Below are 20,296 nucleotides of genomic sequence, written 5' to 3' on the forward strand. Positions count from 1 at the left end.
GTGCTCCTGATGGACTAAGGGCGGAAACAGAAAAAGGTCAGGTCGTCGCGGCGCGGCTGCTCGCCCTGCCAGGCCTGGTAGTCGTCCAGCATGGCCTGGCTGACGTGGCGCGCGCACTGGGTGCGCTGGGCCAGCAGCACGTCGCGCATGCGGCGCTTGCCGTAGGCGATCTCCTTGCTGCCGCCGATCTGGTCGATCAGGCCGTCCGTGGTCAGGAATAGCAGGCTGCCTTCGGCGATGGCGATGGTCTTGTTGGTCCAGCTGTGATCCAGCGGCGTGTCGACGTAGCCGACGCCCATGCGCTCGCCGTCCACCGTCTGCACCGCCTGCTGGTCGGGATCGAGCTGGTACAGCGCCAGCTTGGCGCCGGCGAAATGCAGCCGGCGGCTGGCGTTGTCGAACCATAGGAAGGCGGCGTCCATGCCGTCGTTGGATTCGGCGGCGCCGCTTTCGATCTGGCCCAGCATGCTCTTGACGCCGCGATTGACTTCGCCGATCAGCGCGGCCGGATCGCGCGGCCCCAGCTGTTGCAAGGCCTGCGCCAGCGTCGACGATGAAATCAGGGTCATGAAGGCGCCCGGCACGCCGTGGCCGGTGCAGTCGGCGATGGCTGCGAACCAGCCGTCCGGATAGCGGGCGAAGTGATAGAAATCGCCGCCGACGACGTCGCGCGGCTGCCATTCCAGGTGGGCGTCGTCCAGCGCCTCGTTCAGCGCCAGGTCGGAGGGGCGCAGCAGCGAGCGCTGGATCACGCTGGCGTAGTCGATGCTGTGCATGATCTGGCGGTTCTTCTCGGCCTGCATATTGGCCACCACGTTCATCAGCTGCAGGCCGAAGCCGACGCCGGCCAGGCTGCCTTCGCGCGTGACGATGAAGCCGTCGGCCAGCGCCTTCTCGCCCGATTCGACGGCGCGGAAGGTCAGCTGCTCGATGCTCATGGCGGCGTCGACGATCAACGGCTCCTTGTCCATGAAGGCGATGCAGCTCTTCTTGCCGTACAGCTCGTGATAGAAGGGCTTGGACATCTGCGACATGAAGATGTTGCGGCTGATCAGGCCGATCGGCCGCTCGCCATCGATCACCGGCAGGCTCATCAGATCACGGCGCTCGGTGAACAATTCCAGCACCATGAAATTGCTGGTGTCGGACGGCACCGACACCGTTTCCACGCACAGGTCGGCGGCGATGGAGAGGCGGAATCGGGGCAGGTGCAAACGCGAGGCATTGAACTCCATGACCTGTAACCTTTGGATGACAACAATGCGGGCAATGCTACCGGGAAATTATTACCGCCTGATTACAGCTTAACCAAAAGAAAAGAATGTTATCAGTCTGTGCACATTTAGTTTCCATACGGTAATGGCCCCGTAACAATTGGTGAGTATATTGAGCCTCATCTTGTGTTGTGTGCACCTCTCTTATATGAATGCCATGAAAACCCCCAATCTGAATACCGGCGCCCGCGTGGTGGCGTCGTTTGCCATCCTGCTGTTGGTGATGGCCTGCATGTCCGGCGTGTCGCTGTGGAGCCTGCAGTCGGCCAACGACACGGCGTCCAACCTGGTCAACGACAAGCTGGCCAGGCAGCAGCTGACCTCCGACCTGCTGGGCATGACCGAGCTGAACGGCTTGCGGGCGATTTCAATCGCCCGCAGCGACAGCCTGGAGGTGGCCGACATCTTCCAGGCGCAGCTGGCCGCCGGCGAGAAAGCCGCCGCGGCGATGGAAACCAGGCTGCTGGCGATGCCGGCCGACGCCGACGAGGCCGCATTGCTGCGCGCGGTGACCGGCAAGAAGTCGGCCTACCTGGGCCTGCGCGCCGAACTGTTCAAGATGAAGGACAGCGGCCGCGTGCAGGAAGTGGGCGAGCTGCTGGACAACAAGATGCCGGCCGTGTTCCAGGGCTATACCGGCGCGCTGGGCAAGCTGCTGTCCTACCAGAGCCAGGAAGCGAAGGCGCTGGCGCAGCAGTCGGCCAGCCAGTTCCAGCGCAGCCGCGCGCTGCTGATCGGCCTCGGCCTGGCGACCCTGGGGCTGGGCGCGGTGCTGGCGCTGCTGCTGACGCGCAGCATCGTGCGGCCGTTGACGCAGGCGGTGACCTTGGCCGAGCAGGTGGCGGCGGGCGAATTGCACGTGGCGATCCAGCACGGCCGCAGCGACGAGATCGGCCAGCTGTTCGATGCGCTCAGCCATATGACCAGCCGCCTGGCCGACACCGTGGGCCGGGTGCGCGACGGCGCGGTGGCCATCGATTCGGCGTCGCGCGAGATCGCCAACGGCAATATGGACTTGTCGCGCCGCACCGAGCACCAGGCCGGCGCGCTGGAGGAAACCGCATCGGCGATGGTGGAACTGACGTCGGCGGTGCGGCAGAACAGCGGCAACGCGCGCCAGGCCAACCAGCTGGCGCTGTCGGCCTCGGCGGTGGCGGGCAAGGGCGGCAAGGTGGTGTCGGAGGTGGTGGCGACCATGGACAGCATCAATGACTACGCGCACAAGATCGTCGACATCATCGCGGTCATCGACGGCATCGCCTTTCAGACCAATATCCTGGCGCTGAACGCGGCGGTCGAAGCGGCCCGGGCCGGCGAGCAGGGGCGCGGTTTCGCGGTGGTGGCCTCCGAGGTGCGCAACCTGGCCCAGCGCTCGGCCGGCGCGGCCAAGGAAATCAAGAAGCTGATCAACGATTCGGCCGAGCGCATCGCCAGCGGCAGCGAACTGGCGCAGGCGGCCGGCGCGACGATGGACGAGATCGTGTCCAGCGTGGAAAAGGTGACCACCATCATGTCGGCGATCAGCACGGCCAGCGCCGAGCAGGAGCACGGCATCGAGCTGGTCAACGCGGCCATCGGCGACATGGACGACGTCACCCAGCAAAACGCCGCGCTGGTGGAGGAGGCCGCCGCCGCGGCCGACGCCATGCAGGAGCAGGCCAGGGAGCTGGCCGAGCTGGTCGGTTCGTTCAAGATCGACGCCGACGAGTGGGACAGCCGCGCCAGCGTCAGCCGCTTGCCCGCCGGCCGGCAACGCCCCGCGCGGCCGGCGCTGCAACTCCAGTCGCTGCCGCGCGCAGCCTGACCCCGTCGCGCCTTGCGCCGCCGCAAGGGCGGCGCCGACCTCCTTTGATCTAATGAACGATGCGTTCAACCAAAGGAGGCCGTTATGAAAACGCCGAAATCGTTCCTCTGCGGGGCGATCGTGATTGCGGCCGCCATCGCGATCGCGTCGTTGCCGCCGGTGCAGGCCCAGGTGGCGCAGCCGCTGCCGCCGGGCCATCCGACCAGCTACGCCAAGGTCGACATCAGCGAGGACTTCGCCGTGACGATGGCGCGCATGCGGGCGGCGCGCGCGGCCATCATGCAGCGCCAGCTCGACCTGCTGGCGGCCCGCTACGACCTGGCCAACCGGCCGGCGCCGGGCGTGACCATGTTTCGCGGCAAACCGGTGCAGGAGGGCGTGCGGGTGCGCCTGCCCAGGGGCTTGAGCTGGGAGCAGCTGGCCGCGCTGAGTCCGAACGAGATCCGCGAGCGCAACCTGTTCCCGGCCGGCTTCCTGCCGCTGCCGCATCCCAACCAGACCGAAGGCGGCATGCTGTTTCCGCAGTTCGAGATCGACGAGATCCAGCGCCAGGAGGCGCGCACCTTGAAGCGCTTCGACCTTGATTTCGACCTGCCGGACCATTTCCTGCCCGAGTTCCCGGCGCCGATCTTCCTGACCACGCATCCGGAAATGGGCGACGTCTCGCAAGGCAAGCTGCTGACCATCGACAACTTCCACCAGATGTTCAACGGCGTGCTCAATCCCAAGCAGCTGGAAGGCCTGCGCCTGCTGCTGACGCCGTTCCCGCAGCAGCAGTTCAACCAGACCGAGGACCGGCGCACCGAGCGGCCCAGCCGGGGCGTGACCTGTTTCGATTGCCACGCGAACGGCCACAGCAACGGCGCCACGCACCTGGCCGGCGATGCCCGGCCGCAGGAATTGCGCCACCGCATCGATACGCCCAGCCTGCGCGGCGTGAACGTGCAGCGGCTGTTCGGCTCGCAGCGGGCGCTGAAGACGGTGGAGGATTTCACCGAGTTCGAGCAGCGCGCGGCGTATTTCGACGGCGATCCGGTGATCGCCACCAAGAAGGGCGTCAATCCGCTGGAGCGCGGCAGCCAGGTGCACTTCATGGCGGAATTCCAGGAGCTGCTGGATTTCCCGCCGGCGCCCAAGCTGACGGTGACCGGCAAGCTCGATCCCAGGCTGGCCACGGCGGCCGAGCTGCGCGGGCAGGCCGTGTTCAACGGCAAGGGGCAATGCGTCAGCTGCCATGCGCCGCCGTATTTTTCGGATAACCTGATGCACAATCTGAGGATCGAGCGCTTCTTCAAGCCGCAGACCATCAACGGCATCAAGGCGGTCGGCGACGGCCCGATCAAGACCCTCCAGCTACGCGGCATCAAGGAATCGCCGCCCTATCTGCACGACGGCAGGCTGTTGACCCTGGAGGACACGGTGGAATTCTTCAACCTGGTGCTGGAAACGCACCTGAATACGCAGGAGAAGTCCGACCTGGTGGCCTTCCTGCGCACGCTGTGACGGTTGTGTCGTTGCTAGAATGGGGGCTATGAATAAATCCTCCCGCATTTTGATTCCGATTCCACTGCATGACTTTGATCCGACCGAGGTCGCGCTCAGCTGGCGCATTTTGCGCGATGCCGGCCACCGGATCGAGTTCGCCACCGTCGACGGCACGCGCGGCCATGCCGATCCGAGGATGATCAGCGGCGTGGGCCTGGATCCGTGGGGCTGGCTGCCCGGCCTGCGCAAGCTGCGCCTGATCGGCCTGATGCTGCGGGCCAACCGCGACGGCCGCCAGGCCTATGCTGCGCTGGAACAGGATGCGGCATTCCTGCGGCCGAAGCGGTTCCGGGACGTCGGCGTGGCCGACTACGACGCGCTGCTGCTGCCGGGCGGCCATGCCAGGGGCATGCGGCCCTATCTGGAAGACCTGACTTTGCAGGCGCTGGTCGCCGGATTTTTCGACAGCGGCAAGCCGGTGGCGGCGGTTTGCCACGGCGTGCTGCTGGCGGCGCGCTCGGTGTCGCCGCTGACCCGGCGCTCGGTGCTGTACGGCCGCAAGACCACCGCGCTGACGTGGAAACTGGAGCGCAGCGCGTGGAATGTCACGCGCTTCCTGGCCCGCTTCTGGGACCCCGGCTATTACCGCACTTACGGCGAGGACAAGGGCGAGCCCGCAGGCTACTGGAGTGTTGAGCAGGAGGTGCGGCGCGCGCTGGCGTCCGCCGATGACTTCGTCGACGTCCCGCCGGGCACGCCGCATTATTTGCTGAAGACCTCCGGCATGGCGCGCGACACCCCTGGCGACGACCGCGCGTCCTGGGTGGTCCGCGACGGCAACTACCTGTCGGCGCGCTGGCCGGGCGACGTGCATGCGTTCGCCCGCCAGTTTGCGCAGCTGCTGGCGGAGTAGCGCCGCCGCGCTTACATCTTGTACGAGGCCTGGATCGAGAGCGAGCGCGGCGCCATCGGCAGGTCGTACGGCAGTTGCAGGCCTGGCGCCGGACTCGGCTCGCGCACGTCGGCGTTGAAAACGTTGCGCAGCGCGGCCGAGAAATTCCATTGGTTGCGGCCGTTGCGGGTGGCCAGCGTCAGGTCCAGCGTGGTGTAGTCGGCGATCGGCGTGCGCAGGTCGCCGAAGGCGCGCCGGCGTCCCGCCACCCAGTTCAGCTGCGAGCCTGCCTGGTAGCCGCTGGCGAACACCCAATCGGCGCGGCCGTACAGATGGTGGTGCGGCGCGTAGCCCGCATCGGCGTGGGTGGTCTGGTCAGTCGAGCGCTGCCAGGCGTAGTTGCCCGACAGGCGCAGGTCGCGCGTGACCGTCCAGTTCGATTCCAGTTCAAGGCCGTGGCCGCTCTGATTGCCGGTGTTGGCGTAGGTGCCGCCGGTGCCCGGCGTGGCGTTCGGCACCACGCGGATGATGTTCTTCATATCGTAGTGATAGAAGGTCAGGTTGACGGTGGCGTCGGTGCGCGCCTGCCAGGCGAAGGCCAGCTCGGTGGTCGCGTTGCGTTCCGGCTTCAGGTTGGGATTGCCCAGCGCGACCGGATTGGTGATGCCGTAGCTTTCCGAGAACGATGGCGCGCGGAAGGCGCGGCCATACAGCAGCTTGGCGGTCAGGTCGAAGCTGGCGTCCCACACCAGCGCCAGGCGCGGATTGGTGGTGCCGCCGAAGTCTGAATAGTGGTCGTGGCGCACGCCGGCCGTCAGGTTCCAGTCCTGGGCCAGATTCCATTCATCCTGTAGATACAGGTAATCGATCCTGCGCCGCTGCGGCCGCAGGAATGGCGTGGTGTAGGTGGTCTCTATCACCGCCGGCAGCGGAATCGGCGTGCCGTTGGCCGCGTAGTTGAAGTTGCGGTATTCGCGGGTGCGGTACAGGTCGATGTCGTCATGGCCGACGCCGATGCGCACATGATGATCGTGCAGGCCGCTGTAGTCCGCATAGCCGGACAGCCGGTAGGTGCGCTCCCAGGTTTCCGGCGCGCCGATCATGCCGTTGGGGAAGGTCCCGGTCGGGAAGGCGGCGCCGGGCGGCAGCAGCTGGTACAACACCGGCACTTCCTGCGCATACTGTTGGGTGCTGAAGCTGGCCCCCATGCCCCAGTCGCGCGTGACCAGCGGTTCGGTCCAGCTCAGGTTGCTGGTGACGCGTTCGCTGCGCTGGCGGCCGACCGGATCGAGCGCCACGGCGATGCCGGCGCCGGTGCCCATGTCGTAGCGCTTCTTGTAGCCGAAGCGGGCGCGCCACTGGCCGTAGACCAGGTCGAGGTTGCCGTCGATGGATTTGACCTGGTTGTTGAGGCCGCCGGGCGCCAGGCTGGCGTGGGTCTTGAACAGCGTATCGTTGCGGGTCTGGGCGTCGGCGCCGATTTCGCTGGAGAAACCGTCGGTCTGGCCCATGCGCACATAGGCCTCGACCTCGACCGGGCCCAGCTTGCCGCCGTGCTGCAGCCAGCCGTCGTAGGTGTGGAAGGAGCCGGCGCGCGCACCCACTTCGGTGCCCTGCGCCTCGGCCGAACCCTTGGTGATGATGTTGATGACGCCGGAGAAGGCGTCCGAACCGTACAGCGCCGAACCGGGGCCACGGATGATTTCGATGCGCGAGATATGCTCGACCGGATAGCCGCCCCAGATGTTGCCCTTGTTGCCGATGAAGGCGGTGGTGATGGGAACCCCGTTTTGCAGCATCAGCACCTGCGGCGTGTAGGAACTGACGATGCCGCGCACCACATACAAGGGGTTGTTGCCGTTCGGGCCGTGGTTGACATGGATGCCAGGCACGCTTTCCAGCACCTGGTCGAGGTCGGTGGCGCCCATGGCCGCGATATCGGCCGCCGTGATGACCGAGGCCACCGCCGGCGCGCGCCGCAAGGCCAGCAAATTGCCGGTGGCGATGCTGACGCTGTCGCTGTTGCCGTAGACAAGGTTCAGTTCGTCTTCTTCGGTGGTGGGCTGGCCGGCCAGGGCCTGTACTGAAGGCAAGGCCAGCGCGGCAGCCAGGAATACATGGGACGCATAGGAAGACTTCAACATCCATTCTCCAAGGGGCTATTTTTTTTCCATTGTATCCGCAGGAAACACAGTATTGGGCAAAAATGCCACGCAAGTTGCTTGCGTGTTGCTATCTGCGCATCCAGGGCCGGGCGGCCGGGCCGTTGTAGGCCACCGCCTCGCATGGCGTGGGGAACAATGTGCCCTCGGGCTTTTCCATCGCCTCGGCCACGCAGGGAGCCATGCCGGCCAGGAAAACCGGCACCCGCAGCAGCTGGTATTCGCGCAGGGACAAGCCCATGTCGGCCACCAGCGCCGCATGCGGCGCCGCGAAATTCATGCGCAATTGCGGGTAGCGTGTCAACAACACTTTCTCGATCTCGAAGGCCAGCGTCAGGTGCGGGCCATGGCGCATGCCCAGCCGTTCGGCGACGGCCATGACCACCGGGATGCGCTCGTCGATCGAGCTGATGGGGCGGCCGTAGCCATAGATACGGCGCTGCGCCGCCTCCGCCCAGACGATATCTTCCAGCGTTTCGCCGGCCCGCACCCGTGCCAGCGTGGTTTGCAGGAAGCGCATCGAACGCAGCGCGGCGTTGCCGCCGTAGACGGTGGCCTCGGACACGGCCGCGCCGGCGATCATGCCGAGGTTGGCGCTGCTGCGGGCGTTGCCGGCCAGCGCCGCCACGCGGTTGTTCCACAGCCGCGCGTCCGGATAGCTGGTGCTGACCCACAGCGCCTGCACCATCTCCACCTGTTCCGGCGGCAGCTGGCGGCCGGTCACGCCGTAGGCGTACAGCGCCACCCATTCCAGCTGCTGCAGGTCGCGGTGCAGGTTATGGCCGCGGAACACAGCGTGGCTGCCGGGGAAGGCGCCGCCCACGCTGGTGCGCAGCACGCCGGTGTGCCGGCGCAGCGATTCCGGTCCGCTCATCGTGTCGTTCATCGTCTCTCTCATGCCGGCCCCCCCGGCGTGGCGGCGGGATCGAGTTCCAGCCGGTAGAACGGAAAGTGCTTGAAGCCGACGGCCTGTTGCTCCAGCGCGTGGGCTGCCGCGCCGGGCAGGCGCAGCAGCAGGGTCAGCATCTCGCCCTGGTCGGGGCTGAAGCCCAGGTCGTGCAGCACGCAGGCGGTCACGCCGCTGATGGACAGCGGCAGGCCGATGGACTCGGCGGCCTGGTCCAGGTTGGCATGCAGCCAGCTGGTGCCGGGGCCCGCGCCCAAGCCCGCCAGCGTGGCCGCCAGCTGGCGCACCGGCAGCGGCGTGCCGGCGCCGTGCGGGTCGAAACCCGGCACGTGGGCGCGCTCGGGGAAGATTTCCACCGGATCGTCGGCGCTGGCGGCCAGATAACCTTGCCAGGCGGCCAAGTCGGGGCCGCAGCGGCGCCACATGGTCATGGCGTCGTGCACTTCGCGCGCGCCGCCGTTGCGGCCGGCGCCGACGGCCAGCGCGGCGATCAGCGCGGACGCGGCGGGCGAGCCGCCGACGCCGGCGCACATGGCGGCATGCACCGACGGGTCGCGCGGGCCGGGATTGGCCAGCGCCACGGCCAGCGCTTCGAGCACGTCCAATGCCGCGCCGTCCGGCAGCTCGGGCCGCATCAGCAGCCACAGCATGTCCACCCAGCGCGCCCGGCCGACCATCTCGCCGTGCACGTCGTAGCCGCGGCAGCGCGCGGTGCGGGCGGCGTAGGGATTGTCGGCTTCCGGCGTTTCCTGCCAGATGCCGGTGTGGATCAAGTCCTTGGGCGAGGGCGCGGGGGCTGCGTGCGTGGACATGCCGGCCTCCTTATTCGCCGCCGTTGAGCAGCACCTTGAGGCGGCTGCCCATCGGCGGAATGGCGTCCGGATCGATCTGCACGTCCAGCAGCGTCGGGCCCGGGTAGTTGCAGATGGCCTTGATGTCGAGCGCCTGCAGGTCGGCCGCCGAGCGGATGGTGTGGCCGCGGCCGCCCAGCGCGCGCGCCAGCCCGGCGAAGTCGGTCTGCGGCAGCGCGAAGGCGATCTGCTCGCCGCCGCCTAGGCGCTGGCCGTGCTTGACCATGCCCAGCGCGGCGTCGTTCAGGATGACGAAGATCACGCACTGCTGCTCGGCCACCGCCACCGACAACTCCTGGCCGCTCATCAGCATGCTGCCGTCGCCGGTGATGCAGACCACTGGCGCGGTCGGATTGCCGGCCGCCGTGCCGACGGCCGCGCCGATGGCCCAGCCCATCGGCGCGAAGTGCGACGTCAGGCGCAGCCAGCCGCCGGTGCTCTGGCGCTTGCCCAGTTCGCGCGGACGGTCGCCGCAGCCGGTGCGGCGTTCGCCCAGGCGGCGGTCGCGAGGCTGCAGGTAGTGGATGGCCCAGGCCGCGCTGCTGCCGGCGTCGGCCAGGAAGCGGGTGCCGTGTGGGAACAGGCTGCCCAGCTCCTTCATCAGGCGCTGCGGCTTGATCGGCACGGCGTCGCTGTCGAAGGCCGTTTCGTCGGCCATGATCGACACCGGATTCCACTGCACGTTGCTTTGCTCGCGCTTGGCGATGCGGCGGGCGCGGGCGTAGCAAGCCTTGCCCAGCGTGGCGCCGTGGTCCGGCGTCATCGCGGCCAGCGCCTGCTCGTCGCCGACGATGCCGTCGACCAGGCGGTTGAACACGGCCGCCAGCGCGCCGCGCACATGCAGGCCTGCCATCGGCGTGCGCGCCAGGTGTTCCTCGGTGTTGCCGATGTGGACCAGGCGGTTGTTGAGCAGGCTGTCGCTCCAGCCGCCGGTGTCCCATTCGCCCATGCTGCAGCCGGCCGCCAGGATCAGGTCGACCGATGGATCGCGCAACGCGGCGTCGGCCGTGGCGTGGCCGCCGAAGCCGAAGGTGCCGCGATACAGCGGATGGCGCGGATTGACCAGGCCCTTGCCGTCGGTGGTGGCGATGAAGGTGGCGCCTTCGAGGTCGGCGAACTGCAGGATGGAATGGATGGAATCGCCGCAACCGCCGCCGATCAGCATCACCACGTTGCGCGCCTTGGCCAGCAGCGCGCGCAGCTTGTCGATCGCCGCGTGGTCGATCAGGCCGGCCGGGCTTTGCAGCGCCGCCAGGTCGTAGCTCGGCGTGCGCTGCTTGCTCGGCGCGCGGAACACGTCCGACGGCACGCTCAGGTGGACCGGGCCCGGCGTGTTGTGGCTGGCGTGCTGCAGGGCGGTGACCAGCTTCCATTCCAGCTGGTCCGGGTGCGACACCAAGGTGTTGTAGCGGGTGCAGTGGCTGAACATGGCCAGCACGTCGACGCCGGTGCACGACGATTCCTGCAGGCCGGTCTTGCCGAACGAGGGCAGGTTGGGCTGGGCCGTGATGACCAGCACCGGGATGCCGTTGGCGTGCGAGGTGGCGACCGCGGTCAGCATATTGGTGGCGCCGGGGCCGGAGGTGGACATGCACACGCCGAGCTTGCCGGTTTCGCGCGCGTAGCCGTCGGCCATGAAGGCGGCGCCGGCTTCGTTGCGGGCAACGATCTGGCTCAGGTTGCCGCCGTTGCGCTGGTTGCGGGCGATGGCGTTGTACAGCGGCTCGATGGCGCCGCCTGGCACGCCGAAGATGTAGTCCACCCCCAGCTGTTCGAGGTAGGCGACCAGCAGGTCGGCCATGTCCATGGCGATGTTAGCGTTAGCGGCGGCGGCGGTGGCAACTACAGGACGTGACTGCTCCTGTCGGTCAAATTCGACATTATCAAACATTACGGTTCCTAAAATGGGCAACGCGGCTTGTGGGCTAAGCCGATATTTTAACTAGCAGGCTGGCAACACACATTGTGATTAAACAATAATTGTTGCAGTGCGAGATCATAGCTTAAAAATATGGCAAAGTGTTATATTTGGTGAGAATTTATGAAAATATTCTGTCGGCTTTACAACGGACGAAAAAAAGCCGGAAGCGCTTGCTTCCGGCCTGGGCCCGGGGAAATGGGGAAAATTGCGTGGGAAATTGCGTAGTAAATTGACCGGAATTTGACCGGAAGCGCCGCCGCCGGCGCGGCGCCTCAGGCGCGCAGGCGGGCCGTCTCGTGCCGGTTGACCAGGGCGGCGAACTGCTCGGCCGGGACCGCCGGGCTCAGGTGGTAGCCCTGCATCAGGTCGCACTGGCGCCCGCGCAGGAAGTTCAGCTGGGCCTCGGTTTCCACGCCCTCGGCCACCACCTCCAGCCGCAGGCTGTGCGCCAGCGCGATGATAGCGCTGACAATGGCGGCATCGTCGGCGTCCTGCGGCACGTCGCGCACGAAGGAACGGTCGATCTTGATGATGTCGACCGGGAAGCGCTTCAGGTAGGACAGCGAGGAATAGCCGGTGCCGAAGTCGTCGATCGACAGCCGCACGCCCAGCGAGTGCAGGCGGTGCAGCGCGGCCAGCGTGTCCTGCGCGTTTTCCATCAGCGTGCTCTCGGTGATCTCCAGCTCCAGCAGGTCCGGCGCCAGGCCGGTGTCGGCCAGCACCGCCTCGACCGAGGCGGCGAAGTCCTTCTGCAGCAGCTGGCGCACCGACAGGTTGACCGCCACCCGCAGCGGCGGCAGGCCGGCGCGGACGAACTGCTGCAGCTGGGCGCAGGCGGTGCGCAGCACCCAGTCGCCGAGCGGATTGATCAGGCCGGTTTCCTCGGCCAGCGGGATGAAGTCCACCGGCGCGATCATGCCGCGGGTCGGGTGGCGCCAGCGCACCAGCGCCTCCATGCCGATGATGCGGCCGGTGGTCAGGCAGGCCTGCGGCTGGTAGTGCACTTCCAGCTGGTGCTGCTGTTCCAGCGCGCGGCGCAGGTCGCTCTCCAGCCGCACGTGCTCGGAAATCGAGTGCTCCATTGACGACTCGTAGAACTGGAAGCCGGTGTTGGTGCGCTTGGCGCGGTACATGGCGCTGTCGGCGTGCTTGACCAGCGTGGCGACGTCGCCGCCGTCGTGCGGGTACATGGCGATGCCGACGCTGGCGGTGACGAAGATGTCGTGGCCGTCGATCGGGAACGGCGCCGACAAGGTGCGCACGATGTTGTGGGCCGCGGTGGCCGCCGAGGCCGGGTTGTCCAGCTCGTTGAGGACGACGGTGAATTCGTCGCCGCCGAGGCGGGCCACGGTGTCGTCGCCGCGCACGGCGGTGCGCACGCGCTTGGCCACCGCCTGCAGCAGGCGGTCGCCGACGTGGTGGCCGAGGTTGTCGTTGACGTACTTGAAGCGGTCCAGGTCCATGAACAGCACGGCGACCTGGCGGCCGTCGTGGCCGGCCTGCTCGATGCTCTTGCCCAGCAGCTCGAAGAACAGGGTGCGGTTGGGCAGGTTGGTCAGCACGTCGTTGTAGGCCAGGTGGCGGATGCGCTTTTCCGCCCGGTTGGCTTCGATGATGCGGCGCACACGCTGCGACAGCACGGCGTAGTGGATAGGTTTCGGGATGTAGTCGCTGGCGCCGGCGGCGAAGGCGCGCTCGACCGACGAGTTGTCCTGCAGCGCGGTGATCATCAGCACCGGGATGTCGGCGGCGTTCGGCAGTTCCTGCATGCGGGCGCAGGCGGTGAAGCCGTCCATCACCGGCATCATCGCGTCCATCAGGATCACGTCCGGCTGGAAGCGCGCCAGCATCGCCAGCGCCTGCGCGCCGTCGGCCGCCTCCTCGACGCGGAAGCCGTCGCGCTGCAGGGTGTGGCGCAGGGTGCTGCGGGTGCTGCGGTCGTCGTCGACCACCAGCACCTGCGGGGTGTCGTCGCCGACGGCCGGCGTCTCGGGGTGGACGCCGCTGATTTCGCCGTACAGGAAGGCGGCCAGCGTGTCGTAGTGGGCGCGCAAAGGCGCCAGCAGCGGCACGATCTGCGCCGGCTCGCGCGCGGCGGCGAACTGTTCGGCCTGGAACGCCAGGCCGGCCAGCGTGTCGGCGCCGAAGTTGCTCGACGAGCCTTTCAGCGCGTGGGCGCGCATGCGCGCGGTGTCCATGTCGTTGGCGTGGACCGCGTGTTCCAGCTCGTCCAGGCAGGCCGGCGTGTCTTCCAGGTAGGGCGTGATGGCGTGGGGCAGGGTGTCGCCCAGCACCTCGCGCAGCTTGTCGAACACGGCCTGGTCGACCGGACCCGGACCGGCCGACGTTGGCGATGGGGGCGACACGGGCGCCGGCGGCAGGACCGGCGCCGGCATGGCCGCGGCGTGGCCGGGCGTGGCCAGCAGGCCGGTGTGCGGCAGCCATTTCTCCAGCTTGCGGCGCAGCTCGACCAGCGTGATCGGCTTGGCCAGGTAATCGTCCATGCCGGCGGCCAGGCATTTCTCGGCGTCGCCGACCTGGGTGTTGGCGGTCATCGCCACCAGCGGCGTGCGCCGGCCCAGCGCCAGTTCGGCCAGGCGGATGTGGGCGGTGGCTTCGTAGCCGTCCATCTCCGGCATGCTGCAATCCATCAGGATCAGGTCGAAGCGCTCGCGCTGCGCGGCGCGCACGGCCTCGACGCCGTCGGCGGCGAATTCGCAGACGCAGCCGTTCATCGCCAGCATGCCGGCGGCCACCATCTGGTTGGTGCGGTTGTCCTCGGCCACCAGCACGCGGAACTGGCGCTCCGGCAGCGAGGCCGGCGCCGGCGCCGGCAATGCGGCCGGCGCGCCGTCCTGCTCGGGCGCCGGACGGCAGCGGATCGAGAAGGTGAAGGTGGTGCCGCTGCCCAGCACGCTGTGCACGCCGATCTGGCCGCCCAGCAGCTCGGCCAGCTGTTTGCAGATCGCCAGGCCGAGGCCGGTGCCGCCGTAGCGGCGCGTGGTGGTCGGATCCGGCTGCACATAGGCTTCGAACAGGTGGCGGCGCACTTCCTCGCTCATGCCGATGCCGGTGTCGCGCACTTCGAACGACAGGCCGAATTCCGTGTCGCCGACCGGCGCCAGCGCGACGCTGACCGCCACCTCGCCATGCTCGGTGAACTTGACGGCGTTGCCCAGCAGGTTGATCAGGATCTGGCGCAACCGCAGCGAGTCGCCGCAGATGCGCTCGGGCACGTCCGGCGCGATGGTCCAGCCTATGCCCACGCCTTTTTGCTGGGCCGGGCGGGCCACCAGTTCCATCACTTCGGCCATCAGCGTGCCGAGGTGGAACTCGGTTTCCTCCAGCTTCAGCTTGCCCGCTTCCATCTTGGAAAAGTCGAGGATGTTGTTGATCAGCGCGATCAGCGTGCGCGAGGAGTTCCAGGCGACGTCGACGAACTCCTGCTGGCGCTGGTTCAAGCGGGTTTCCTTCAGCATGTCCAGCATGCCGACCACGCCGTTGAGCGGCGTACGCACCTCGTGGCTGACGGTGGCGGCAAACTGCGCCTTCATCTGCGCCATGTTGACGGCGGCGTCGCGCGATTCCTTCAGCTCGGCCTCGCGCTGTTCCAGCACGTTCATCATCTGGTTGAAGGCGTGCGCCATCTCGATCAGGTCGCGCGGGCCGGCGGGCGCGGCGCGCATGCCCGATTCGCCGGATTCGGCGCGGCGCATCAAGGTCGACAGCGCGTTGAGCGGATTGATCATGTGGCGCGTCAGCAAGCGGCCCAGCACCAGCAGCACCACGGCAAACGACAGCGTCAGCGCCAGGTTGCCCAGCAACAGCGACCAGGTCAGCTGCTTCAGCGTGTCCTTGCCGATCTGCACATGCACATAGCCGAGCAGTTGCTGCTGATGCTCCTGCAACTCAAACGGCGACGCCTCGCTCTGGCCGCCGTACACCGGCGCGGCAAACATCCAGCCGTCGGCGTTCTCGCCGACCAGGCCGGCGTGCGCCGGCACCGCGATCGCCAGCGCGGCGTCGTTGAGGCGGGCGCCGTCCTGCACCTTCGACAGCAGCACCGTGCGCCTGGCGTCCATGATCTGCAGGCCGGCCACGTCGGGGAAGGACAGCGTCGAATTGACCACGTCGCGGGCGTTCTCGGACGAGTGGAACAGCAGCGCGAGCGTGCTCTGGCGCGCCAGGTTGTCGGCGATGCGCTGGCCCTGGCCGATGAAGTAGTCGCGCATGCGGGCGTTGGCTTCCCACGAGTTCATCAATGCGGAGAACACCGCCAGGCCCAGGATGGCGGCCGACACGATCATCGTCAGCTGTCGTTGGAAACCGGTACGGCGCAGGAAGTTGCGGAACATTTTCATCATCAGGGCTGCGGATAAACGAAGTCAAAGCTGCGCTGCTGCAGCGCGCCCAGGTTGAGGCCGATATGGCTGGCCGTCCGTAAATTAATTGCCGTCTGCAGCTCGCGCAACGGCACCAGCGCGCGGCGGCGGACGTCGCCGGCGATCACGCCCATCGCCGAGCTGGCCAGCGTGCGGCCCAGCTCGACGTTGTCGGGCGCCATGGCGAACAGCGCGCCTTTCTTGACGTGCAAGGCATTGCTGGAGAACAGCGGCACGCCACTGTTCCAGGATTCGCGCAGCACCAGCGGCAGGATCGTGCTTTCCTCGACGGTGGTGCTGTCGTGCGGCAGCCAGACGGCGTCGTGGCGGTTGTCGGCGGCGGCGATCAGCTGCGGATACAGCTGGGCCGCGCGCGACAGGTCGCCGGCCACATGGGCCTGCAGTTCCAGTCCCTGCGCCTTGGCCGCCTCGCGCGCCAGCTTGATCAGCCATTCGGATTTCTGCGGGTTGTAGACCACGATCACGCGCTTGAGCTCGGGCAGCAGCGCGCGCAGCTTGGAAAACAGCATGGCCGGATCGGGCGTCATGCTGATGCCCATCACGTTCTCGGCCTCGGACAGCAGCAGCACGCCGCCGGCCAGCACGGCGATTTCGCGGTCCAGCCCGGCTGTGGCGTTCAAGCCCTGGCGGCCCAGCGCGATGACGACCTTGGTGCCGTTGCGCTTGAGCGTGGCGTTCAGTTCGGCGGTATCGACGCGCGGATCGACCGGATAGCTGCGCACCTTGAGCTTGGTGCGTTCCTCTATGCCCTGGATCATGGCGATGAAGGCGGAGCGGAACGGCTCCTCCGCATTCGGATAGACGACGGCGATCGTGCCCTTGCCGATCGAGGCCTGCACTTCCGGACGGCGCAACTGGTCTTCCAGCTGGGCCAGGGTGACCGTGCGCACGTCGGCCCGCGGCGCCGCCGCAAAGGCGGGGACGGCCGCAATGGCCGGGCCCGCCGGTTCGAACAGCATGCCGCCGGCAGCCGCGCCGGCGCCAAACACGGCAACGCTGGAGGGAAGCGCCGTACCCGACGCCCACGCCGGTCCGGCCAGTGTCAAGCAGAACAGGGCGCCCGCCGATCGCAAGCGCCCGCCAAGAAATATTGTTTTTTTCATCAGACTCTTTACTGCTACTACCGCGGCGCCAAAGAAGGGCGTTGTTAAGATGCCTTCACAGTATAAGCGGAGTCTTTCCCTGAGAGAAAGAAAATTGGGTATTGCAGAGATTGCTTTACGGTTCCGGGAATATAGCATCGAAGCTTCGTTGCTGAGCAGATACAAGATTGAGCCCGAGGTGGCTGGCGGTACGCGAGTTGAGCGCGGTGCGCACCGCCCGCAGCGGCACCAGGCCGCGCCGGGTGGCGTCGCCGTTTTGCATGGCCAGCGCCAGCGCGGCCAGGTCGCGGCCCAGCTGGACATTGTTCGGGTACAGGCCGAACAGCACGCCTTTCCTGACGTGCAGCACGCTGCTGGAAAACACCGGCAGGCTGCGGCCCCACGATTCCTTCAGCACCAGCGGCAGGATGGTGGTTTCCTCGACGGTGGTGGCGTCCTGCGGCAGCCACAGCGCGTCGCGGCGGCCGTCGGCCGAGGCCAGCAGGCTTTCGTAGGCGCGCGCGGCGCCGGCCAGGTCGGTGGCCTCGATCGCCGTCAACTCCAGGCCGAGGCCGCGCGCCGCCTCGCGCGCCAGCCGTATCAGCGCGTCGTTGGCCTGCGGGTTGTAGACCACGATCACGCGGCGCACGCCCGGCAGCAGGTTCTTCAGCAGGCCGAACAGCAGGGCCGGGTCCGGCGTCAGGCTGATACCGTGCAGGCGCTCGGCGTCGGGCGCGGCGCCGCCGCCGGCCACGCCCCCGACCACCACGCCCAGCGACGGATCCAGCGTGCCGGCCGCCTTCATGCCCTGGCGCCCCAGCGCGATCACCACCTTGCCGTTCTTGAGCGTGTTGCGCAGGTCGACCAGGTCGCTGTTGGCGGCCAGCGGTATGCCGCGCGCCTTGGCCTTCGATTGCTCCTCGATGCCCTGGATGATCTCGGCGAACACCGTGCGGTAGGGATCGGCGAGCTCCGGATACAGCACCGTCAGCGCCTGGGCGAGCGCCGGCCTGCCCAGCAACAGGGCGCAGACGCAGGCTACGGTTCGGATGGTCGATCTCACCATGGCAGTGGCGGCAAAATTGGAACAGCCGCAGTGTATCCTTTGCTAACGATTCTACTGCGATAGTAAATTTCAATGATAGTGCTGAAAGCGCTTCCACATGTTATAAACTCGGGTAAACAGGCAACACTTACTTTCCATCATCCCATGCCCGCCACCAAAACGCCGATCCGCACCCCGCCCATGTTCAACCTGGCTTGGCCCCTGCTCGTCGAATTGGGGCTGGCGATCGCCTCCAGCGTCATCGGCACGGCGCTGGCCTCGCGCATCTCCGACGAGGCCGGCGGCGCGTTCGCCATCGCCAGCCAGGTGTCGGCCACGCTGTTCATCCTGTTCCGCATCATCGGCGCCGGCGTCAGCGTGGTGGTCACGCAGAACCTGGGCGGCAACCAGCGCGACGCCGCCAACCGGGTCGCCTGCGCGGTGGTCGGCGCCAGCACCTGGCTGGGCGCGGTCACCGGCCTGATGGCGCTGCTGGGCGCCCACGGCCTGCTGCATCTGCTCAACGCGCCGGCCGAGGTGCTGCCGCTGGCGGCGCCGCTGCTGCAGGCGCTGGCGCCGGCCATGCTGCTCGACGCCTGGAACGCATCGATGGCGGGCGTGATGCGCGCGCACCTGCGCACCCGCGACACGCTGGTGGTGCTGGTGATCATGCACATCAGCCACCTGGCGCTGGCGATCCCGATGATGCACGGCTGGGGCCCGATCCCGGCCATGGGCCTGCCCGGCTACGCGGTCGCGCTGGCGATCAGCCGCGCCATCGGCCTGGCGCTGCACCTGCTGATGTGGCGCGTCCACCTCGGCATCCGCGTGGCGCGCGACGACTGGTGGCGTTTGCCGCGGCGCGAGCTGGCGGCGGTGCTGCATATCGGCCTGCCCGGCGCGGCGGAAAATATCGCCTGGCGCCTGGCCTTCATGGTCAGCGTGGCGACGGCGGCGGAGCTGGGCGCCAGGTCGCTGGCCACGCAGGCTTACGTGCTGCAGCTGATGGGCGGCGTCATGATGTTCAGCATCGCCACCGGGCTGGCGGTGGAAATCGTGGTCGGCTACCTGATCGGCGCCGGCCGGCTGCGCGAGGCGCACGGCGTGGTGCGGCGCGCGCTGGCGCGCGGGCTGGTGGTGTGCGTGCTGATCGCCGCCTGCGCCGCGCTGCTGGGCCGTTGGCTGCTGGGCTGGTTCACGCAGGACCAGGAGATCATCGCCGCCGGCGCCACGCTGCTGTGGATCACCGTGCTGCTGGAGCCGGGCCGCACCTTCAACCTGGTGGTCATCAACGCGCTGCGCGCCGCGGGCGACGCGCGCTTTCCGGTGATGGCCGGCGCCTTCTCGATGCTGTTCGTGCTGGCCGGCGGCAGCTGGCTGCTGGGCGTGGTGCTGGGCTGGGGCTTGCCCGGCGTGTGGATCGCCTACGCGGCCGACGAATGGATACGCGGCCTGATCATGTGGCGGCGCTGGCAGACCCACGCCTGGGTGCCGCACGCGCGCGCCTCGCGCAAGCGGCTGCGGCCCGTCATCGTGGTTGAAGGCTGAAGCGGTCCGCGATCCAGTCGATGAACACCCGCACGCGGTTGCTCAGGTGCCGGTTGGGCGGAAACACCACGTAAAACGGGTAGGGCGCCGGCTGCCAGGTCTTCAGTACCGGCACCAGCGCGCCGCTGTCGATGTGCGCGCGGGCGAGGTAGTCGAAGGTCTGGATAATGCCCAGTCCCGCCAGCCCCGCCTCGAAGTGCGCATTGCTCTCGTTGACGCCGACCGCGTGGCGCACCCGGATTTCCAGCTTCTCGCCGCCGCGCGAGAAATGCATGGCCATCGCGCGCCCGGTGCTGGCCGACAGATAGCTCACCACCCGGTGGTCGCCTTCCAGTTCCGACGGATGTCTCGGCGTGCCGTGCCGCGCCAGATAGCCGGGCGTGGCGCAGGTGACCCAGGCCGCCTTGCCGACCTGGCGCGCCACCATCGACAGGTCCGTCACCGGGCCGCCGCGTATCACGCAATCGACGTTGTCGCTGATCAGGTTCACATGGCGGTCGCTGACACCCAGGTCCAGCTGGATGCCGGGATAGCGGGCCAGGAACTCCGGCAGCGCCGGCACGATGATGCGGGTCGCCACCGACGAACCCATGTCCACCCGCAGATGGCCGCGCGGCGTGCCGTGCGCGGCGCCGAAGCTGCTGTCGATGTCGCCCAGGTCCTTCAGCAGCCGCGTGGCCTTCTCGTAGTAGGAAGCGCCGTCCGCGGTGACTGATACGTGGCGCGTGGTGCGCTGCAGGAGCTTGACGCCGAGATGCGTCTCCAGCGACTGCACCAGCTTGGTCACGCTGGCCTTGGGCATCTGCAGCGAATCGGCGGCCTTGGTGAAGGTGCCCGCTTCCACCACGCGGGCAAAGGTGCGCATTGCGAGTAGCTGGTCCATGGTTTCTCCTGTGTTCTTGATTATACACGCAGGGGAATA

The 20,296-nt window shown here is 67.7% G+C and carries 13 protein-coding genes; 4 read left to right on the top strand and 9 right to left on the bottom strand.

Translation table 11 applies throughout. The features are described 5' to 3' along the window. Positions 1–14 precede the first annotated feature (14 nt). Complete coding sequence (locus ABWW33_RS02695; protein WP_176650938.1) at positions 15–1,235, bottom strand: SpoIIE family protein phosphatase; 1,221 nt, start codon at positions 1,233–1,235, stop codon at positions 15–17. A gap of 196 nt (positions 1,236–1,431) precedes the next feature. Between ABWW33_RS02695 and ABWW33_RS02700 the strand changes: the two genes are divergently transcribed. The 3 genes from ABWW33_RS02700 (at position 1,432) to ABWW33_RS02710 (ending at position 5,476) form a co-directional block, all read left to right on the top strand. Then, entirely contained in the window at positions 1,432–3,078 is a 1,647-nt protein-coding gene (locus tag ABWW33_RS02700) for a methyl-accepting chemotaxis protein (RefSeq protein ID WP_353398563.1), read from the top strand. 84 nt (positions 3,079–3,162) lie between these two features. Beyond that, positions 3,163–4,581 (top strand): hypothetical protein, encoded by a 1,419-nt coding sequence (locus ABWW33_RS02705; RefSeq protein WP_353398566.1) that lies wholly within the window; start codon positions 3,163–3,165, stop codon positions 4,579–4,581. A gap of 28 nt (positions 4,582–4,609) precedes the next feature. Next, positions 4,610–5,476 (top strand): type 1 glutamine amidotransferase domain-containing protein, encoded by an 867-nt coding sequence (locus ABWW33_RS02710; RefSeq protein ID WP_353398569.1) that lies wholly within the window; start codon positions 4,610–4,612, stop codon positions 5,474–5,476. An 11-nt stretch (positions 5,477–5,487) separates the two neighbouring features. On the opposite strand, the gene ABWW33_RS02715 is transcribed toward ABWW33_RS02710, so the two are convergent. The 7 genes from ABWW33_RS02715 to ABWW33_RS02745 form a co-directional block, all read right to left on the bottom strand. Further along, positions 5,488–7,599: a TonB-dependent receptor plug domain-containing protein gene (locus ABWW33_RS02715; RefSeq protein WP_353398572.1), complete on the bottom strand. Its 2,112-nt coding sequence runs from the start codon at positions 7,597–7,599 to the stop codon at positions 5,488–5,490. Between the two features lie 88 nt (positions 7,600–7,687). After that, positions 7,688–8,503, bottom strand: a complete 816-nt coding sequence (locus ABWW33_RS02720; protein ID WP_353398575.1) for a citrate/2-methylcitrate synthase — start codon at positions 8,501–8,503, stop codon at positions 7,688–7,690. Positions 8,504–8,511: 8 nt separating this feature from the next. Then, positions 8,512–9,336, bottom strand: a complete 825-nt coding sequence (locus ABWW33_RS02725) for a citrate synthase family protein (protein ID WP_353398577.1) — start codon at positions 9,334–9,336, stop codon at positions 8,512–8,514. Positions 9,337–9,346: 10 nt separating this feature from the next. After that, positions 9,347–11,266, bottom strand: coding sequence for a thiamine pyrophosphate-binding protein (locus ABWW33_RS02730; RefSeq protein WP_353398579.1), 1,920 nt, complete (start codon positions 11,264–11,266; stop codon positions 9,347–9,349). Between the two features lie 302 nt (positions 11,267–11,568). Further along, complete coding sequence (locus ABWW33_RS02735; RefSeq protein WP_353398582.1) at positions 11,569–15,660, bottom strand: EAL domain-containing protein; 4,092 nt, start codon at positions 15,658–15,660, stop codon at positions 11,569–11,571. Beyond that, a complete protein-coding gene (locus tag ABWW33_RS02740; RefSeq protein WP_353398584.1) occupies positions 15,660–16,802 on the bottom strand; it encodes an ABC transporter substrate-binding protein in 1,143 nt (380 codons plus the stop codon). Before ABWW33_RS02740 ends, ABWW33_RS02735 begins: the two co-directional genes overlap by 1 nt. A 115-nt stretch (positions 16,803–16,917) precedes the next feature. Then, the gene (locus ABWW33_RS02745; protein ID WP_353398587.1) at positions 16,918–17,847 is read right to left on the bottom strand and encodes an ABC transporter substrate binding protein; all 930 of its coding nucleotides are present in this window, start codon (positions 17,845–17,847) and stop codon (positions 16,918–16,920) included. Positions 17,848–17,991: 144 nt separating this feature from the next. On the opposite strand from ABWW33_RS02745, the gene ABWW33_RS02750 reads away from it, so the two are divergent. Beyond that, positions 17,992–19,374, top strand: a complete 1,383-nt coding sequence (locus tag ABWW33_RS02750; RefSeq protein ID WP_176650753.1) for an MATE family efflux transporter — start codon at positions 17,992–17,994, stop codon at positions 19,372–19,374. Here ABWW33_RS02750 and ABWW33_RS02755 read toward each other — a convergent pair. Further along, positions 19,355–20,257, bottom strand: a complete 903-nt coding sequence (locus tag ABWW33_RS02755) for a LysR family transcriptional regulator (RefSeq protein WP_353398590.1) — start codon at positions 20,255–20,257, stop codon at positions 19,355–19,357. The two genes, ABWW33_RS02750 and ABWW33_RS02755, sit on opposite strands and share 20 nt — an antisense overlap. Positions 20,258–20,296: the final 39 nt, after the last annotated feature.

This window comes from Duganella hordei (assembly GCF_040369125.1).
Taxonomy (GTDB): domain Bacteria; phylum Pseudomonadota; class Gammaproteobacteria; order Burkholderiales; family Burkholderiaceae_D; genus Rugamonas; species Rugamonas hordei.